General features: G+C 72.6%; 15 protein-coding genes. 7 read left to right on the forward strand and 8 right to left on the reverse strand.

Annotation, left to right across the window (positions count from 1 at the left end; all coding sequences use genetic code 11):
- Positions 1-13 precede the first annotated feature (13 nt).
- Complete coding sequence (locus OTB16_RS29785; RefSeq protein WP_267724109.1) at positions 14-217, forward strand: hypothetical protein; 204 nt, start codon at positions 14-16, stop codon at positions 215-217.
- Positions 214-630, forward strand: a complete 417-nt coding sequence (locus tag OTB16_RS29790) for a hypothetical protein (RefSeq protein WP_267724111.1) — start codon at positions 214-216, stop codon at positions 628-630. The genes OTB16_RS29785 and OTB16_RS29790 overlap by 4 nt, the downstream gene beginning before the upstream one ends.
- A gap of 115 nt (positions 631-745) precedes the next feature.
- Here the strand turns inward: OTB16_RS29790 and OTB16_RS29795 are convergent, their stop codons facing one another.
- From OTB16_RS29795 to OTB16_RS29830, 8 genes are all read right to left on the reverse strand, one after another.
- Positions 746-2,062 carry a M28 family metallopeptidase gene (locus OTB16_RS29795; protein ID WP_267724113.1) on the reverse strand — a complete coding sequence of 439 codons (1,317 nt, stop codon included), beginning with the start codon at positions 2,060-2,062 and terminating at the stop codon, positions 746-748.
- Between the two features lie 201 nt (positions 2,063-2,263).
- Positions 2,264-3,208, reverse strand: coding sequence for an EamA family transporter RarD (gene rarD / locus OTB16_RS29800; protein ID WP_267724115.1), 945 nt, complete (start codon positions 3,206-3,208; stop codon positions 2,264-2,266).
- A gap of 179 nt (positions 3,209-3,387) precedes the next feature.
- A complete protein-coding gene (locus tag OTB16_RS29805; RefSeq protein WP_267724117.1) occupies positions 3,388-4,242 on the reverse strand; it encodes an SDR family oxidoreductase in 855 nt (284 codons plus the stop codon).
- 169 nt (positions 4,243-4,411) lie between these two features.
- On the reverse strand, positions 4,412-5,413 hold the full coding sequence (locus OTB16_RS29810; RefSeq protein WP_267724154.1) for a 2-oxoacid:ferredoxin oxidoreductase subunit beta: 1,002 nt from the start codon (positions 5,411-5,413) through the stop codon (positions 4,412-4,414).
- Between the two features lie 91 nt (positions 5,414-5,504).
- A complete protein-coding gene (locus OTB16_RS29815; RefSeq protein ID WP_267724119.1) occupies positions 5,505-7,448 on the reverse strand; it encodes a 2-oxoacid:acceptor oxidoreductase subunit alpha in 1,944 nt (647 codons plus the stop codon).
- Between the two features lie 151 nt (positions 7,449-7,599).
- Complete coding sequence (locus OTB16_RS29820) at positions 7,600-8,259, reverse strand: response regulator transcription factor (protein ID WP_324290895.1); 660 nt, start codon at positions 8,257-8,259, stop codon at positions 7,600-7,602.
- Positions 8,260-8,645: 386 nt separating this feature from the next.
- The gene (locus OTB16_RS29825) at positions 8,646-9,956 is read right to left on the reverse strand and encodes a sensor histidine kinase (RefSeq protein ID WP_267724121.1); all 1,311 of its coding nucleotides are present in this window, start codon (positions 9,954-9,956) and stop codon (positions 8,646-8,648) included.
- A 566-nt stretch (positions 9,957-10,522) separates the two neighbouring features.
- A complete protein-coding gene (locus tag OTB16_RS29830; RefSeq protein ID WP_267724123.1) occupies positions 10,523-11,731 on the reverse strand; it encodes a sensor histidine kinase in 1,209 nt (402 codons plus the stop codon).
- A gap of 146 nt (positions 11,732-11,877) precedes the next feature.
- On the opposite strand from OTB16_RS29830, the gene OTB16_RS29835 reads away from it, so the two are divergent.
- From OTB16_RS29835 to OTB16_RS29855, 5 genes are all read left to right on the forward strand, one after another.
- Positions 11,878-12,285: an NADH-quinone oxidoreductase subunit A gene (locus OTB16_RS29835; protein ID WP_267724125.1), complete on the forward strand. Its 408-nt coding sequence runs from the start codon at positions 11,878-11,880 to the stop codon at positions 12,283-12,285.
- On the forward strand, positions 12,276-12,866 hold the full coding sequence (locus OTB16_RS29840; protein ID WP_267724127.1) for an NADH-quinone oxidoreductase subunit B: 591 nt from the start codon (positions 12,276-12,278) through the stop codon (positions 12,864-12,866). Before OTB16_RS29835 ends, OTB16_RS29840 begins: the two co-directional genes overlap by 10 nt.
- Positions 12,863-14,083: an NADH-quinone oxidoreductase subunit C gene (locus OTB16_RS29845; protein WP_267724129.1), complete on the forward strand. Its 1,221-nt coding sequence runs from the start codon at positions 12,863-12,865 to the stop codon at positions 14,081-14,083. Before OTB16_RS29840 ends, OTB16_RS29845 begins: the two co-directional genes overlap by 4 nt.
- Positions 14,080-15,048: a complex I subunit 1/NuoH family protein gene (locus tag OTB16_RS29850; RefSeq protein WP_267724131.1), complete on the forward strand. Its 969-nt coding sequence runs from the start codon at positions 14,080-14,082 to the stop codon at positions 15,046-15,048. Before OTB16_RS29845 ends, OTB16_RS29850 begins: the two co-directional genes overlap by 4 nt.
- Positions 15,045-15,642: NuoI/complex I 23 kDa subunit family protein (locus OTB16_RS29855; RefSeq protein WP_267724158.1), on the forward strand; the 598-nt coding region annotated here is incomplete at its 3' end. The genes OTB16_RS29850 and OTB16_RS29855, both read left to right, overlap by 4 nt.

Consider the following 15,642-nt stretch of genomic DNA (forward strand, 5'->3'; position numbering starts at 1 on the left):
GTACGGTGGTCGGATGTCGAGACACGTCACCATCCGCCTGGACGAGGACTTCCACGAACGCCTGAAGGCGCGCGCGGCGGCGCTGGGAACGACGGTCACCGCGCTGATCACCGAGGTCACGGAACGCGAACTCGACGACGACCGGAAGAACTTCCTCTCCGGGATCGAGGAGTTCGCCGACCACTGGGGCTACTTCCAGGAGCGGTTCGGCAATTGAAGATCACCATGGAATGGGCCTGGACCGCCCTGGCCCACCATCTCCCGTCCGATCCCGCGGTGTGGGACCCCTCAGGGGTGGCAGCCGCCGTCGCCCGGCACCAGAACGACCTCGTCCTGGTACCCGAACAGCCCGCCCCGGACACCGCGTGGCGGGCTGCCGCGTTCCTGCACACCCTCGCGGTGTGCCCGGCGCTGGAATCGCCGATGAACGAGTTCTACGCCGCCGCCGCGACCCGCTCGTACCTGCGCGTCGCCGGAGCCAGGCAGCTGCCCTCGCCGGAGGTGCTCGGCGATCTGGTCGAGGCGGCGAAGCTGGGCCGGGTGGACGTGGCCGACGTGGCCGCGGAACTGCGCGCCCGGATACAGGAGCCGCTGTCGGCCTCGCTGCGGTCCCGCGCGGAGGGCGCGTAGCGCGCCGTACGCCCGTACGGCCGTACGCGGCTGCCGCCGCCGCTCCCGCGCCGGGGAGGCGGGGGAACGGCGGCGGCGCGGGCGATCGGCTGCCGGTGGTGCCTGCGGCCGGGTGCTAGAAGGTGATCTTCCAGCTGTTGATGTAGCCGACGTCCTGGGCGGCCACGTCCTTCACCTGGAGCTTCCAGACCCCGTTGGCGACCTCGCTGGAGGCGTTGACCGTGTACGAGGCGATCACGTTGTCCGCGGAGTCCGAGGCGGAGTTCTTCAGCCGGTAGGCCGTCCCGTCCGGGGCGAGCAGGTCGATGACCAGGTCACCGCGGTACGTGTGGACGATGTTGACGTCGACCTTGGTGGTGGCGGGCGCGTTGCCGGCGACGCCGGAGACCATGATCGGCGAGGTGACCGCGGCGGCCGGGGAGTCCGGGATGTTCACGTCCGCGGTGTTCTCGAACGACGGGCCCGGCGGGACCGGGGTGGAGGCCCCGAGGTTCCAGATCGCGTAGGCGATGGCGTCGGCGTTGCGGTCCAGGGCGGTGTCGTTGATGTTCGTCAACGAGTCGCAGGACGAGTGGTAGCAGCGGTCGAAGGCCTGACCGGAGGTGCCGCCCCACTTCTGGACCTGGGCCGCGGTCTTCGTCCGGCTGGCGCCGGTGAACAGGCCGCCGACCGGGATGCCCACGTTCTTGAAGGACGCGTGGTCCGAGCGGCCGTCGCCCTCGGTCTCGATCTCCGTCGCGACGCCGAGGCCCGCGTAGTAGTTCTTGAAGGTCTGCTCGATGGTCGGGTCGTCGTCGTAGACGAAGTAACCCGGGTTCGGCGAGCCGATCATGTCGAAGTTCAGGTACCCGGCGAACTTCGCGCGCTCGGCGGTCGGCAGGTTGTTGACGTAGTGCTTCGACCCGATCAGGCCGAGCTCCTCCGCGCCCCACCAGCCGAAGCGCAGGTGCTTCGTGGGCTGGAGGCCGGCGCGGGAGACGGCGAGGGCGGTCTCCAGCACGGCCGCGCTGCCGGATCCGTTGTCGTTGATGCCCGCGCCGGACGTCACCGAGTCGAGGTGAGCGCCGGACATCAGGACCGAGTTCGGGTCGCCGCCCGGCCAGTCGGCTATCAGGTTGTAGCCGGTGGCGCCGCTGGAGGTGAAGGTCTGCAGCGTGGTGGTGAAGCCCGCCGCGTCCAGCTTGGCCTTCACGTAGTCGATCGAGGCCTTGTAGCCGGCCCGGCCGTGGGCGCGGTTGCCGCCGTTGTTCGCGGCGATGGTCGAGAGCTGCGAGAGGTGGGCCTTGACGTTGGCCAGCGGAATGTCGGGCGGCGTCGGTGCCGCGGTGGCCGCCGAGGGGGCGGCCAGTGCGGCGGGGGCGGTGGAGGCGAACAGGCCGGCGACCGCGAACGCGGTCACGGCAGCGAGGCGCCGGGAGACGGACAGGCTCATGTGGGGGCTCCGGGATTCCGCGGGGATATGACGGAACGAGCGTGATAGAGCAGGTGAGCGATAGTGCGTCAGTGCGAGCCTGATGTTCAGTGAGAGCGTGACTGCCCGTCAAGACCACAATCCGGTCAAGGTGGTTCGGAAAACGGACGGTCCCCGGTACGGGAGTTCCGTACGGGGACCGTGGGGGCGGTGTGTGAGCGGTTACGCCGGTTCGCGCGCCGGTGCCGGCACGGCGAGGGGGGCGACTTCGAGCCGTACCCGCGACCGCCGCGCCGTGCGCAGCGCGTCCCAGGTCAGCAGGGTGAGCGCCGCCCACACCAGGGAGAAGCCGGCCCAGCGCTCGGGCGGCATGGCCTCGTGGAAGTAGAGGACGCCCAGCCCGAACTGGAATACCGGAGCCAGGTACTGGAGCAGGCCCAGGGTCGACAGCGGGACCCGGATCGCGGCCGCCCCGAAGCACACCAGCGGGATCGCGGTGACCAGCCCGGTCGCGGCGAGCAGCGCCGTGTGCCCGGCCCCGTACGAGGCGAAGGTGGACCGGCCCTGCGCGCCCAGCCACAGCAGGTAGCCGAGGGCGGGCAGGAACAGCACGGCCGTCTCGGCGGCGAGGGACTCCAGCCCACCCATGCCGAGCTTCTTCTTGATCAGGCCGTACGCCGCGAAGGAGAAGGCCAGGGTCAGGGAGATCCACGGCGGACGCCCGTAGCCGACGGCGAGCACCAGTACGGCGACGACGGTGATCCCGACCGCCGCCCACTGCGCGCGCCGCAGCCGCTCACCGAGCACCAGCACGCCGATCGCGATGCTGACCAGGGGATTGATGAAGTAGCCGAGGCTCGCCTCGACGACGTGGCCGCTGTTGACGGACCAGATGTACAGGCCCCAGTTGACGGTGATGACCGAGGCGGCCAGCGTCGTCAGGACGAGCTTGCGCGGCTGGCGGAGCAGCTCCCGTATCCAGCCCCAGCGCCGCAGCGCGAGCAGGGCGATCCCGACCACGGCGAGGGACCACACCATGCGGTGGGCGAGGATCTCGAGCGCGCCGGAGGGCTTGAGCAGCGGCCAGAAGAGGGGAACCAGCCCCCACAGGCCGTATGCGGCGAAACCGCTGAGCAAACCCGTGCGCTGCTCGGTCCGTGGCTTCACGGGATCCTCCTGTGCGATTTCCGGCCAACCTCACGACGGTAGCGCCGCGCGCCCCGGATGTCATGCCCGTTCTAGCACGAGACTCATGACAGTGAGGAGGTCCGCCCGCGCCCGCGGCGGTCCGGGTACGCGCACCCGGACGGATCGGGCCGGCGCGGCGGATCGGCCGGGGCGGCGGATCAGACCAGGGCGGCGCTGATCGCCTCCGCCACCGGCGTCGTCGGCCGCCCGATCAGCCGGGCCAGGTCCCCGCTGGTGCCCGCCAGGCGGCCGCGGGCGATGGCCGCGTCCACGTCGACGAGGATCGCCGCGAAGGCCTCGGGCACCCCGGCGCCGGTCAGCGCCGCCAGGTGCTCGGCGGCCGGGACCTCGGTGTACGTGACCTCCCGGCCCGACTGCGCCGACAGCTCCGCGGTGTACTCCGCGAAGCTCCAGGCGGTGTCCCCGGACAGCTCGTAGGCCCGGTTCAGGTGGCCCTCGCCGGTCAGTGCCACGGCCGCCGCGGCGGCGTAGTCCGCCCGCGCCGCCGAGGCGACCCGGCCCCCGCCCGCGCTGGCGATGACGGTGCCCCGCTCCAGGGAGGCGGGGAGCTGGGCGGTGTAGTTCTCGTGGTACCAGCCGTTGCGCAGGAAGGTGTACGGCACCCCGGAGTCGAGGACGGCCCGCTCGGTGGCCCTGTGCTCGGCGGCCAGGTCGAAGTCGGCCTCGGGGCCGCCGAGGACGCCGGTGTAGGCGAGCTGCGCCACGCCGGCGGCCCGGGCGGCCTCCAGTACGGCGGTGTGCTGGGCGACGCGGCGCCCGATCTGGTTGCCGGAGATGAGCAGCACCCGGTCGCCGGCCCGGAAGGCGCCGGCCAGGGCGGCGGGGTCGTCGTAGTCGGCGACGCGGACGTCCACGCCGCGCCCGGCCAGGTCGGCGGCCTTCGCGGGGTCGCGGACGACGACGGCTACCCGGTCGGCGGGGACCCGGTCCAGCAGCTCTTCGACGACGAGACGGCCGAGTGCTCCGGTGGCTCCGGTGACGACGATGCTCATGATTGCTCTCCTCGTGGGGCGGGACGATAGTGCCACCCTACGGTAAGCGCTAACTTTTAGAAAGTGCTTTTGGGGGTCGCTTGCCGCGTCCTTCACGCCGGGGCGCGCACGCACCGGAGCCCGGACCTCCGCTGCGGGAGGTCCGGGCTCCGGCCGGGCGCCGTACGGGTCAGCCGACGACGGTCCAGGTGTCGGGGCCGGCCAGGAGGGCGCCGAGGTCGCCCTTGCCGCTCTGGTCGACGGCCGCGTCGAGCTGCTCGGCCATGAGGGTGTCGTAGACCGGGCGCGCGACGCTGCGGAAGACCCCGATGGGGGTGTGGTGCAGCGTGTCGGGGTCGGCCAGCCGCGACAGCGCGAAGGCGTGCGTGGGGCTGGTGCCGCTCGCGTCGTGGACCAAGACCTGCGACTCGTTCTCCGGAGTCACGGCGACGACCTCCAGGTCTCCGGTGGCCGGATCGCGGACCACGCCCTTGCCCCCGTCTGCGCCGAACCGGATCGGCTTTCCGTGCTCCAGCCGGATCACGGCCTCCTCGGCCCGCTCCTTGTCCTTGAGGACATCGAAGGCGCCGTCGTTGAAGATGTTGCAGTTCTGATAGATCTCCACCAGCGCCGTGCCCTGGTGGTCGGCGGCCTGGCGCAGCACCTCGGTCAGGTGCTTGCGGTCCGAGTCGACGGTGCGGGCGACGAAGCTGGCCTCCGCGCCGATCGCGAGGGACACCGGGTTGAAGGGCGCGTCCAGGGAGCCCATCGGGGTCGACTTGGTGATCTTGCCGACCTCGGAGGTGGGGGAGTACTGCCCCTTCGTCAGGCCGTAGATCCGGTTGTTGAACAGGAGGATCTTGAGGTTGACGTTGCGGCGCAGGGCGTGGATGAGGTGGTTGCCGCCGATGGAGAGGGCGTCGCCGTCCCCCGTGACAACCCACACCGACAGGTCACGGCGCGAGGTGGCCAGCCCGGTCGCGATGGCCGGGGCGCGGCCGTGGATGGAGTGCATCCCGTAGGTGTTCATGTAGTACGGGAAGCGGGAGGAGCAGCCGATTCCGGAGACGAAGACGATGTTCTCCTTCGCCAGCCCCAGCTCGGGCATGAACCCCTGCACGGCGGCCAGGACCGCGTAGTCGCCGCAGCCGGGGCACCAGCGGACCTCCTGGTCCGACTTGAAGTCCTTCATCGACTGCTTGGCCTCGGCCTTCGGCACGAGGGACAGCAGGGTCGGCGCCGGCGTCGGGGTCGCATCGGGGGCGTCGGTCACCTCGGTCACCTCAGTCATTGATGGCCTCCTCGAGGACCGTCGCGAGCTGCTCCGCCTTGAACGGCATGCCGTTGACCTGGTTGTACGACTGGGCGTCGACCAGGTATTTCGCCCGGATCAGGGTGGCGAGCTGTCCGAGGTTCATCTCCGGCACCACGACCTTCTCGTAGTGCCCCAGCACCTCGCCCAGATTCCCGGGGAAGGGGTTCAGGTGGCGCAGGTGGGCCTGCGCGACGGGCCGCCCGGCCAGGCGCAGCCGTCGGACGGCGGCGGTGATGGGGCCGTACGTGGAGCCCCAGCCGAGGACCAGCGTGCGGGCCCCGTCCGGGTCGTCGACGTCCAGGTCGGGGACGTCGATGCCGTCGATCTTGGCCTGACGGGTGCGGACCATCAGGTCGTGGTTGGCCGGGTCGTACGAGATGTTGCCGGTGCCGTCCTGCTTCTCGATGCCGCCGATGCGGTGTTCGAGGCCGGGGGTGCCGGGCACGGCCCAGGGGCGGGCCAGGGTCTCCGGGTCGCGCTTGTACGGCCAGAAGACCTCGGTGCCGTCGGCCAGCTCGTGGTTGGGCCCGGCCGCGAACGGGACCTTCAGGTCCGGGAGGTCGTCCACGTCGGGGATCTTCCAGGGCTCCGAGCCGTTGGCGAGGTAGCCGTCGGAGAGCAGGAACACGGGGGTCCGGTAGGCGAGCGCGATCCGGGCCGCGTCGAGGGCGGCGTCGAAGCAGTCCGCCGGGGTGCGCGGGGCCACGATCGGGACCGGGGCCTCGCCGTTGCGCCCGTACATGGCCTGGAGCAGGTCGGCCTGCTCGGTCTTGGTCGGCAGGCCGGTGGACGGGCCGCCGCGCTGGATGTCCACGATCAGCAGCGGCAGTTCGAGGGAGACCGCGAGCCCGATCGCCTCCGACTTCAGGGCCACGCCCGGCCCGGAGGTGGTCGTCACGGCGAGCGAGCCGCCGAAGGCCGCCCCGAGGGCCGCGCCGATGCCGGCGATCTCGTCCTCGGCCTGGAAGGTCCGTACGCCGAAGTTCTTGTGCCGGCTCAGCTCGTGCAGGATGTCGGAGGCCGGGGTGATCGGGTACGAGCCCAGGTAGAGCGGCAGATCCGCCTGCCGGCCGGCCGCGATCAGCCCGTACGACAGGGCCAGGTTCCCGGAGATGTTGCGGTAGGTGCCGGTCGGGAAGGCGCGGGTGGCGGGCGCCACCTCGTAGGAGACCGCGAAGTCCTCGGTGGTCTCGCCGAAGTTCCAGCCCGCCCGGAAGGCGGCGACGTTGGCCTCAGCGATGTCCGGCTTCTTCGCGAACTTCTGCCGCAGGAAGCTCTCGGTCCCCTCGGTGGGCCGGTGGTACATCCACGACAGCAGGCCCAGCGCGAACATGTTCTTGCTGCGCTCGGCCTCCTTGCGGGGGAGCCCGAACTCCTTCAGTGCCTCGAGCGTGAGCGTCGTCAGCGGCACGGGGTGGAGGTTGTAGGCGTCGAGCGAGCCGTCGTCCAGGGGGGAGGTCTCGTAGCCCACCTTGGCCATGGGGCGCTTGGTGAACTCGTCGGTGTTGACGATGATCTCCGCGCCGCGCGGCACGTCCCCGATGTTCGCCTTCAGGGCCGCGGGGTTCATCGCGACCAGCACGTTCGGCGCGTCCCCCGGCGTGAGGATGTCGTGGTCGGCGAAGTGGAGCTGGAAGGAGGAGACGCCCGGCAGTGTTCCGGCGGGAGCGCGGATCTCGGCGGGGAAGTTCGGGAGCGTCGACAGGTCGTTGCCGAACGACGCCGTCTCCGAGGTGAACCGGTCACCGGTGAGCTGCATACCGTCACCCGAGTCGCCCGCGAATCTGATGATCACACGATCGAGGCGGCGGACTTCCTTGCCGCCCGGGCCCGCCGGAGTGCGCGGTCCGCCGACAACCGCACCCCCGGCCCCGTCGGCCTGCTCGGCCGGGCTGCTGACCTGGCTGGTCACTGAACTGGACCTCCTTCGAGGCGTGGGCACCCCCGGGATCCACCCTACGTCCGTAGGAGTGCACTCCCGTGGAGCGGCCACATTCTGGACCGTCGGACCGTACCTTGAGACGATCCGGCCGGTATGCCATATCTGACAGAGTGTCAGTCGATCAAGACTTCAGATAGGTGAGAACGGCCAGTACACGCCGGTGATCCCCGTCACTCGGTGACAGGCCCAGCTTCATGAAGATGTTGCTGACGTGCTTCTCCACCGCTCCGTCGCTCACGACCAGCTGCTTCGCCACGGCGGAATTGGTACGGCCTTCGGCCATCAGCCCCAGTACCTCGCGCTCCCGGGGGGTCAGCCCCGCCAGCACGTCCTGCTTGCGGCTGCGGCCCAGCAGCTGCGCGACGACCTCGGGATCCAGTGCGGTACCGCCCCGGGCCACCCGCACCACCGCGTCCAGGAAATCCCGTACGTCGGCGACCCGGTCCTTGAGCAGGTACCCCACCCCGGTCGAGGAGCCCGCCAGCAGCTCGGTGGCGTACTGCTCCTCCACGTACTGCGACAGCACGAGCACGCCTATGCCCGGATGGTCGCGCCGCAGCCGGACGGCCGCCCGTACGCCCTCGTCGGTATGCGTCGGCGGCATCCGTACGTCGGCCACCACCACGTCCGGCAGCGCGTTCTCCGCCGCCAGCTCGTCCACCGTCTTGATCAGGGCTTCGGCGTCCCCGACGCCGGCGACGACGTCATGCCCCCGGTCGGTCAGCAGCCGGGTCAGGCCCTCCCTCAGCAGCACCGAATCCTCGGCGATGACCACCCGCACCCTGTCTTCCACGATTCAGCAGCTCCCGCGTCCACTCGTACCCGTACCACCTGGCTCAGCCAAGCATCCCAGCCTCAAGCCCGGATCAAGGCAGAGCCGGGACAACGGGTGCGCGTTCGGGGGGAGTTTTCACATGCGGAGGAACCCGAGCGGCCCCGGCCCGCCGCACACCGGCGCCGGACGGCGGGAGTTGCCGGGGCGGGGCGGGGCGGGGCGGGGCGGTCGGCGCGGGGCGGGGCGGGCTCGCGCGGGGCCGGGGCGGGCTCGCGCGGGGCCGGGGCGGGCGGCGCGGGGCCGGGCGGGAGCGGCCGGGCCCGGCCGGGGCTGGGGGTGTCGGCGAAGCCGTTCCGTACGCCCGCACGGCAGGAGCGAGTTTGACGACCCCCCTAGGACCGCCAGGGGAGTCCGGCGGTCACCCTCGTACCGCCCTCCGCGGGCGAGTCGACCACCAGTACGCCGTCCACCGCGTCCAGCCGCTCCGAGAGGCCCGCCAGCCCCGTCCCGGACTCCGGGTCCGCGCCGCCCCGGCCGTCGTCGGAGACCTGGATCAGCATCCGCTCCCCGGCCTTCCACACGTCGATCGAGGCGGCCCGGGCCGAGGCGTGCTTGCTGATGTTCTGGAGCAGCTCCGAGACCGTGAAGTACGCGATCCCCTCGATCGCCGCCGCGGGCCGCGCCGGAAGGTCCACCGCCACCCGCACCGGTACCGCGCACCGCGAGGCCACCGCGGACAGCGCCGCGTCCAGCCCCCGGTCGGTCAGCACGGCCGGATGGATCCCGCGGGCCAGGTCGCGCAGCTCCCGCAGGGCGGTCTTCACCTCCCCGTGGGCCTCGTCCACCATCCGCGCCGCGGCCCGCGGGTCCTCCCGCAGCTTCTCCTTCGCCAGTCCCAGGTCCATGGCGAGCGCCACCAGCCGGGCCTGCGCCCCGTCGTGCAGATCGCGCTCGATGCGCCGCAGGTCGGCCGCGGCGGTGTCCACGACCACACCCCGGCCGGACTCCAGCTCGATGACCCGGGTGTCCAGCCGGGACGGCCCGAGCAGCCCGCCGACCAAGACCCGGTCGATGGTGGTCAGGGCCCGGATGACCCACGGGGTGGCGAGCGTGAACGCCAGCCCGATCAGGGAGGTGAGGACGATCGCGGCGGGGGAGTCGAGGTAGTAGGAGTAGTCGCCGTTCTGGAACAGCTGCAGACCGGGCTGGTCGGTGAAGGCCGGGAACACCCAGAACCACAGCGGGTACAGCAGGTAGGTCCAGCCGACCGCCCAGAACACCAGTGCCACCACGAACCCGAACACCGCCCACGGGAAGTGGACCACGCAGTACAGCACGTGCCGCCACGCGCTCCCGCTCTTGAGCAGCGCCCCCATCGCGGACAGCGCCCCGCCCTTCTTCGCCCGGACCGGCGCGGGATCGGCGACGTCCACCCCGAGCAGGGTGCGCACCCGCGCCCGCTCCAGGTGGCCGAACCCGCGGCACACGGCCAGTACGCCCGCCAGGACCGGGATGCCGAGGAAGGTGACGAGCAGCCCGGCGCCGAGGCTCACCCCGGTGACCGCCAGCGAGAAGTACAGGACGCTCAGCGGCAGCCCGCTCAGCAGGTACCCGAACTCACGCCAGGTCCGCGCCGCGAGCGGAGCCCGCAGCACCGCACCGACCCCACCGCCCGCGCCGCCGCCGTCCTCGCCGTTGCCCATGATCCCGACCAGCCCTTTCCGTCGCCCCGCTCGTGCCCCGCCTGTACCTCCACCCTGCCGTCAGGGGCCCCGCCGAACCATGCGGCGGGTCGGCCTGTCCACCGGGGGGATAACCCCACCCCGGCGAACGCCCCGGCGAGCGCCCCGGCGACGAGACCGGGCGCCCGCGCCACCGCCGCGGAGCCCGCTGCGACGAGCGGCCGCGAACGCCGAAGGCCCCCGCCCACCCGGTCGGTCAGCACGGCCGGGTGGATGCCCCGCGTCGACGCGTGCGGTCGGCCGGTGGGGCAGTGCACCGGTACGGGCCGCGGCCGCTCTGCGGGGCGGCGCGAACGCCGAAGGACCCCCGCCCACCCGGACGGGAGTCCCACGGCCACACCTACGGCCGGGCCGGCAGCCCGAGGCCGCGCCTCCGGCCGGGTCCGGCGCGGTCAGTGCCCCGGTCCAGCGGTCCCGGCGACCTGGCCCGGTCAGTGCCCCGGTCCAGCGGTGCGCCTGGTCCAGCGGTTCCGGCGACCCGGCCCGATCGGTGTGTCCGGCCCAGCGGTCCCGGCGACCCGGCGGGGTCAGTGCGCCCGGCCCAGCGGTCCCAGCGACCCGGCGCGGTCGCGCCACGGCAGCTCCGCCGTGACCACCGTCCCCGCCCCCTCGGGGGAGTCCACGACGAACACCCCGTCCACCGCCTCCAGCCGCTCCGCGAGCCCCGCCATGCCGGTCCCGCCGGCCGGCCGGGCCCCGCCGCGCCCGTCGTCCGACACCCGGATCAGCAGCCGCGCCCCGGACTTCCACACCTCCACGCCCGCGCCCCGCGCGCCCGCGTGCTTGCTCACGTTCTGGAGCAGCTCCGACACCACGAAGTACGCGATCCCCTCGATCGCCTCCGCCGGCCGCGCCGGCAGGTCCACCGCCACCTTCACCGGCACCAGGCACCGCGCCGCCACCGACGACAGCGCCGCGTCCAGCCCCCGGTCGGTCAGCACGGCCGGGTGGATGCCCCGCGCCAGGTCCCGCAGTTCGCGCAGCGCCAGCTTCACTTCCCCGTGGGCCTCGTCGACCATCGCCGCCGCGCCCTCCGGGTCCTCCAGCAGCTTCTCCTTCGCCAGGCCGAGCCCCATGGCCAGCGCCACCAGCCGGGCCTGCGCCCCGTCGTGCAGGTCCCGCTCGATGCGCCGCAGGTCCGCCGCCGCCGTGTCGACGACGACGCCCCGGTCGGACTCCAGCTCCGCGATCCGCCGCTCCAGCTCGTCGGAGGGCGAGAGCAGCCCCCGTACCATCGCCCGGTCCACGTTCGCCAGCGCCCGCACCACGTACGGCAGCACCGGCCACAGCACGAACAGCCCGGTCAGCACGGTGGTGAAGGTCAGCACCCCCCACGGCAGCCGGATCAGTTCGTACAGCACCGTCCGCCAGGCCACCGGGTCCTTGAGGCTCGTCCACAGCCAGGGGAAGAAGCCGCCGGTCCGCTTCGGGCCGGGGATCGGGGTCGGCTCGTCCACCCGTACCCCGAGCAGCGCCCGGGCCCGGGCCCGCTCCAGCCGTCCCAGCTGCCGGGACAGGAAGAGACCGCCGGCGAGCAGCGGAAGCCCGACCGCGGTCACGGACAGACCGCCCGAGACGCTGACCATGACGACCGTGTAGACGAAACCGACCAGCGACACCGGCAGGTTGCCCAGCAGGTGGGCGATCTCCTTCCACGTCACGGCGTCGAAGGCGGGGCGTACGGGCGGCGGCCGGTCGTCGCCGGCGGTGTCGTTCGTCAGGATGCTCGCGGTCATGCGGCACAGCCTGCCAAGCGGCCCCCGCTGATGCCATGGGGTGGCCGGGGTGCTGTGAACGGGGGATAACCCCACCCCGCGGAAGGCAGGCCCTAGACTCCCGTCCGTAACAGATCGCCGACAGTGGCCGAGGAGCGAAGACGGACGTGCCCGAACCAACGGTATCGACCGTGACCGTGCTCGCCGCGGACTACTTCCGGAGTTATTCGGTCGTCGGCCTGCTCGCCGTCCTCGGTGTGCTCTTCGTGACGGTGGCCTTCACCGCGAACCGCCTGCTGCGGCCCTCCGTCCCGACGCCCGAGAAGCTGCTGACGTACGAGTGCGGCGTCGACCCGGTCGGCGAGGGCTGGGCCCACACCCAGGTCCGCTACTACGTCTACGCCTTCCTCTACGTCATCTTCGCCGTCGACTCGATCTTCCTGTTCCCCTGGGCGACCGTGTTCGCCGCCGCCGGCTACGGCGCCACGACGCTCGTGGAGATGTTCGTCTTCCTGGGCTTCCTGGCCGTCGGCCTGCTCTACGCGTACAAGAAGGGCGTCCTCGAATGGACGTGACACCGTCCCGGCCGCAGCCGCTCCCCGAGCCGAAGCGGCTCGGCGTGCTCTCCCGCCTCGCCCCCGAGCCCATGAAGGTGGTCCTCAACTGGGGCCGCCGCTACAGCCTGTGGGTCTTCAACTTCGGCCTGGCCTGCTGCGCGATCGAGTTCATCGCCGCGTCGATGGCGCGGCACGACTTCATCCGCCTGGGCGTCATCCCCTTCGCGCCCGGGCCCCGGCAGGCGGACCTCATGATCGTCTCGGGCACCGTCACCGACAAGATGGCCCCGGCCGTCAAGCGGCTGTACGAGCAGATGCCGGAGCCGAAGTACGTCATCTCCTTCGGCGCCTGCTCCAACTGCGGCGGCCCGTACTGGGACTCGTACTCGGTGACCAAGGGCGTCGACCAGATCATCCCCGTCGACGTCTACGTACCGGGCTGCCCGCCGCGCCCCGAGGCGCTCCTCCAGGGCATCCTCAAGCTCCAGGAGAAGATCGCCCGCGAGTCCCTGGCGGAGCGCTACGCGCAGGCCCCGTCGGTCGGGCAGCTCACCAGCGGCCTGGTCACGCCCCCGCCCGCCCCGGGAGCCGGCGCGTGAACCTCTACGACTCCCTGCCCGACGCGGCGTCCACGGTCTTCGGCGAGGAGGCGGTGGGCTCGTACGCGTACGACCTCCTGACGGTCGACGTTCCCGTCGGCTCCTGGATCGCCTCCCTCGAGATCGCCCGGGACAAGCTGGGCTGCACGTACTTCGACTGGCTGAGCGCGGTCGACGAGCCGGGCACCGGCTTCCGGATCTGCGCGCACGTCGTGTCGCTGGAGAACCACCGCGTACGCCGCCTGCTGCTGCGCACCACCGTCCCGCACGCGGCGCCGTCGCTGGCCTCCGCCGTCGCCGTCTACGCGGGGGCGGAATGGCACGAGCGCGAGACCTTCGAGATGTTCGGGGTGGTCTTCACCGACCACCCGCACCTCGTCCCGCTCCTCCTCCCGGAGAACTTCGAAGGGCACCCGCTGCGCAAGGACTTCGTCCTGGCGGCGCGCGTCGCCAAGGCCTGGCCGGGCGCCAAGGAGCCGGGCGAGGGCGCCGACCCCGACGGCCCGAAGCGCCGCCAGATGCTCCCGCCCGGCGTCCCGGACCCCAACGACTGGGGCCCGATGAAGGGCCAGCTCCCGCCGGCCCCGGCCCGCCCCGCCCGCGGCGCGCGCGCCGCGGGAGCGGCCGGCGCCGCCGCCCGCGAGGGCGCCCCGGCCCGCCGCACCCGCGCGACCGGCGACGGCCCGCCGCCCCGGACCGCGGACGCGGGGACGACTCCCGGCGCCGCTCCGGTCTCTGGCGCGGGGGCGAGCCCTGGCGCGGGGGCAGCCCCTGGCGCCGCTCCGGCCTCTGGCGCGGGGGAGACTCCCGGCGCGGATGCGGCCGGGCCCGCTTCCGGCGCCGCCCGCCCGGCCCGGCGTACGCGCTCGGTCGCGGACGGCTCCGCGAGCCAGGCCGCCCCGGCCGGGCCCGCCCCCGACGCCGCCCGGCCGGCCCGGCGTACCCGCTCGGCGGGGGACGGCTCGGTCAGCCAGGCCGCCCCCGGCCCGGAGACGCCGAGGCGGCCGGCGCCCCGGAGCGCGGACGCGCCCTGGCACGACCCGAAGCCCGCCTTCACGGAGCCGCCGGCCGACCCGACCCGCGCGACGGGCCCGGCCCCGGAACCGGCCCCGGAACCGAAGCCCGAACCGGCCCCGGCCCCCGAGCCGAAGACGGCACCGAAAACCGAACCGGCCCCCGAGCCGGACCCCACCCCCGACAACGGAGGCGACGCGTGAACGACGTCCTCGACGTCGCACTGCGACTGATCGTCGTCTTCGCCGTCTTCCTCGTGCTCCCGCTCGTCGTCGGGCAGGCCGAGCACAAGGTGATGGCCCACATGCAGGGCCGGCTCGGCCCCATGTACGCGGGCGGCTTCCACGGCTGGGCCCAGCTCGTCGCCGACGGAGTGAAGTTCGCGCAGAAGGAAGACATCGTCCCGGCCAACGCCGACCGCCGGATCTTCCAACTGGCACCCGCCGTCGCCCTGCTCCCGTACCTCCTCGTCCTCCTCGCCATCCCGGTCGGGCCGGGCGAGGGCGCGGTCGGCCAGGTCATCGACGCGGGCCTGTTCTTCGTGCTCGCCGTCATGGGCGTCGGGGTCCTCGGCTCCCTCATGGCCGGCTGGGCGTCCGCCAACAAGTTCTCCATGCTCGGCGGCCTCCGCACCGCCGCCCAGCTGCTCGCCTACGAGCTCCCCATGCTGCTCGCCGCCGCCTCCGTCGCCATGGCCGCCGGAACGGTGTCCCTCCCCGGCATCGTCGAGGCCTTCGAGTGGTGGTGGCTGCCCTGGCAGATCGTCGGCGCGCTCGTCTTCTTCATCGCCGGCCTGGCCGAGCTGCAACGGCCGCCCTTCGACATGCCGGTCGCCGACTCCGAGATCATCTTCGGCGCCTACACCGAGTACACCGGCCTGCGCTTCGCGCTGTTCCTCCTCGCCGAGTACGCCGGCATCGTCGTCCTCTGCGGCCTCACCACCGTCCTCTTCCTCGGCGGCTGGCACGGACCCCTCGGCGCCGAGGACCTCGGCTGGGTCTGGACCCTGCTCAAGGTCGCGGTCCTGGCGTTCGTCGTGATCTGGCTGCGGGTCAGCTACCCGCGCCTGCGCGAGGACCAGCTCCAGAAGCTCGCCTGGACCGTACTCATCCCCCTCGCGCTCGCCCAGATCGCGCTCACCGGCATCGTGAAGGTGGCGATCAACTGATGCCCATCCCCGGATCCGGCCTCGCCAAGGGCCTGGCCGTGACGCTGCGCACGATGACGAAGCGCGCGCACACCGCCCAGTACCCCGAGGTCCAGCCCGAACTCCCGCCCCGCTCCCGCGGGGTCATCGGCCTGTTCGAGGAGAACTGCACGGTCTGCATGCTGTGCGCCCGCGAGTGCCCCGACTGGTGCATCTACATCGACTCCCACAAGGAGACGGTGCCGGCCTCCACCCCCGGCGGCCGCGAGCGCAGCCGCAACGTCCTCGACCGCTTCGCCATCGACTTCTCGCTGTGCATGTACTGCGGCATCTGCATCGAGGTGTGCCCCTTCGACGCCCTGTTCTGGTCGCCGGAGTTCGAGTACGCGGAGACCGACATCCACGAGCTGACCCACGAGCGGGACAAGCTGCGCGAGTGGATGTGGACCGTCCCGGCCCCGCCCGCGCTGGACCCGGCCGCCGAGGAGCCGAAGGAACTCGCCGCCGCCCGCAAGGCGGTGGAAAAGGCCGAAGCCGCCGCCGCGGCCCCCCCGGCCCCCACCACCCCGGGCACCTACCCCACCGCCCCGGGCACCCCCACCCCCCCCCCCCCCC

It is taken from the genome of Streptomyces antarcticus (genome assembly GCF_026627255.1).
Lineage (GTDB): Bacteria > Actinomycetota > Actinomycetes > Streptomycetales > Streptomycetaceae > Streptomyces > Streptomyces antarcticus.

Coding starts and splice junctions, on each gene's coding strand:
- OTB16_RS29830 (WP_267724123.1), bottom strand. CDS start 11,731: ATGACCGCGAGCATCCTGACGAACGACACCGCCGGCGACGACCGGCCG.
- OTB16_RS29825 (WP_267724121.1), bottom strand. CDS start 9,956: ATGGGCAACGGCGAGGACGGCGGCGGCGCGGGCGGTGGGGTCGGTGCG.
- OTB16_RS29785 (WP_267724109.1), top strand. CDS start 14: ATGTCGAGACACGTCACCATCCGCCTGGACGAGGACTTCCACGAACGC.
- OTB16_RS29805 (WP_267724117.1), bottom strand. CDS start 4,242: ATGAGCATCGTCGTCACCGGAGCCACCGGAGCACTCGGCCGTCTCGTC.
- OTB16_RS29795 (WP_267724113.1), bottom strand. CDS start 2,062: ATGAGCCTGTCCGTCTCCCGGCGCCTCGCTGCCGTGACCGCGTTCGCG.
- OTB16_RS29840 (WP_267724127.1), top strand. CDS start 12,276: ATGGACGTGACACCGTCCCGGCCGCAGCCGCTCCCCGAGCCGAAGCGG.
- OTB16_RS29810 (WP_267724154.1), bottom strand. CDS start 5,413: ATGAAGGACTTCAAGTCGGACCAGGAGGTCCGCTGGTGCCCCGGCTGC.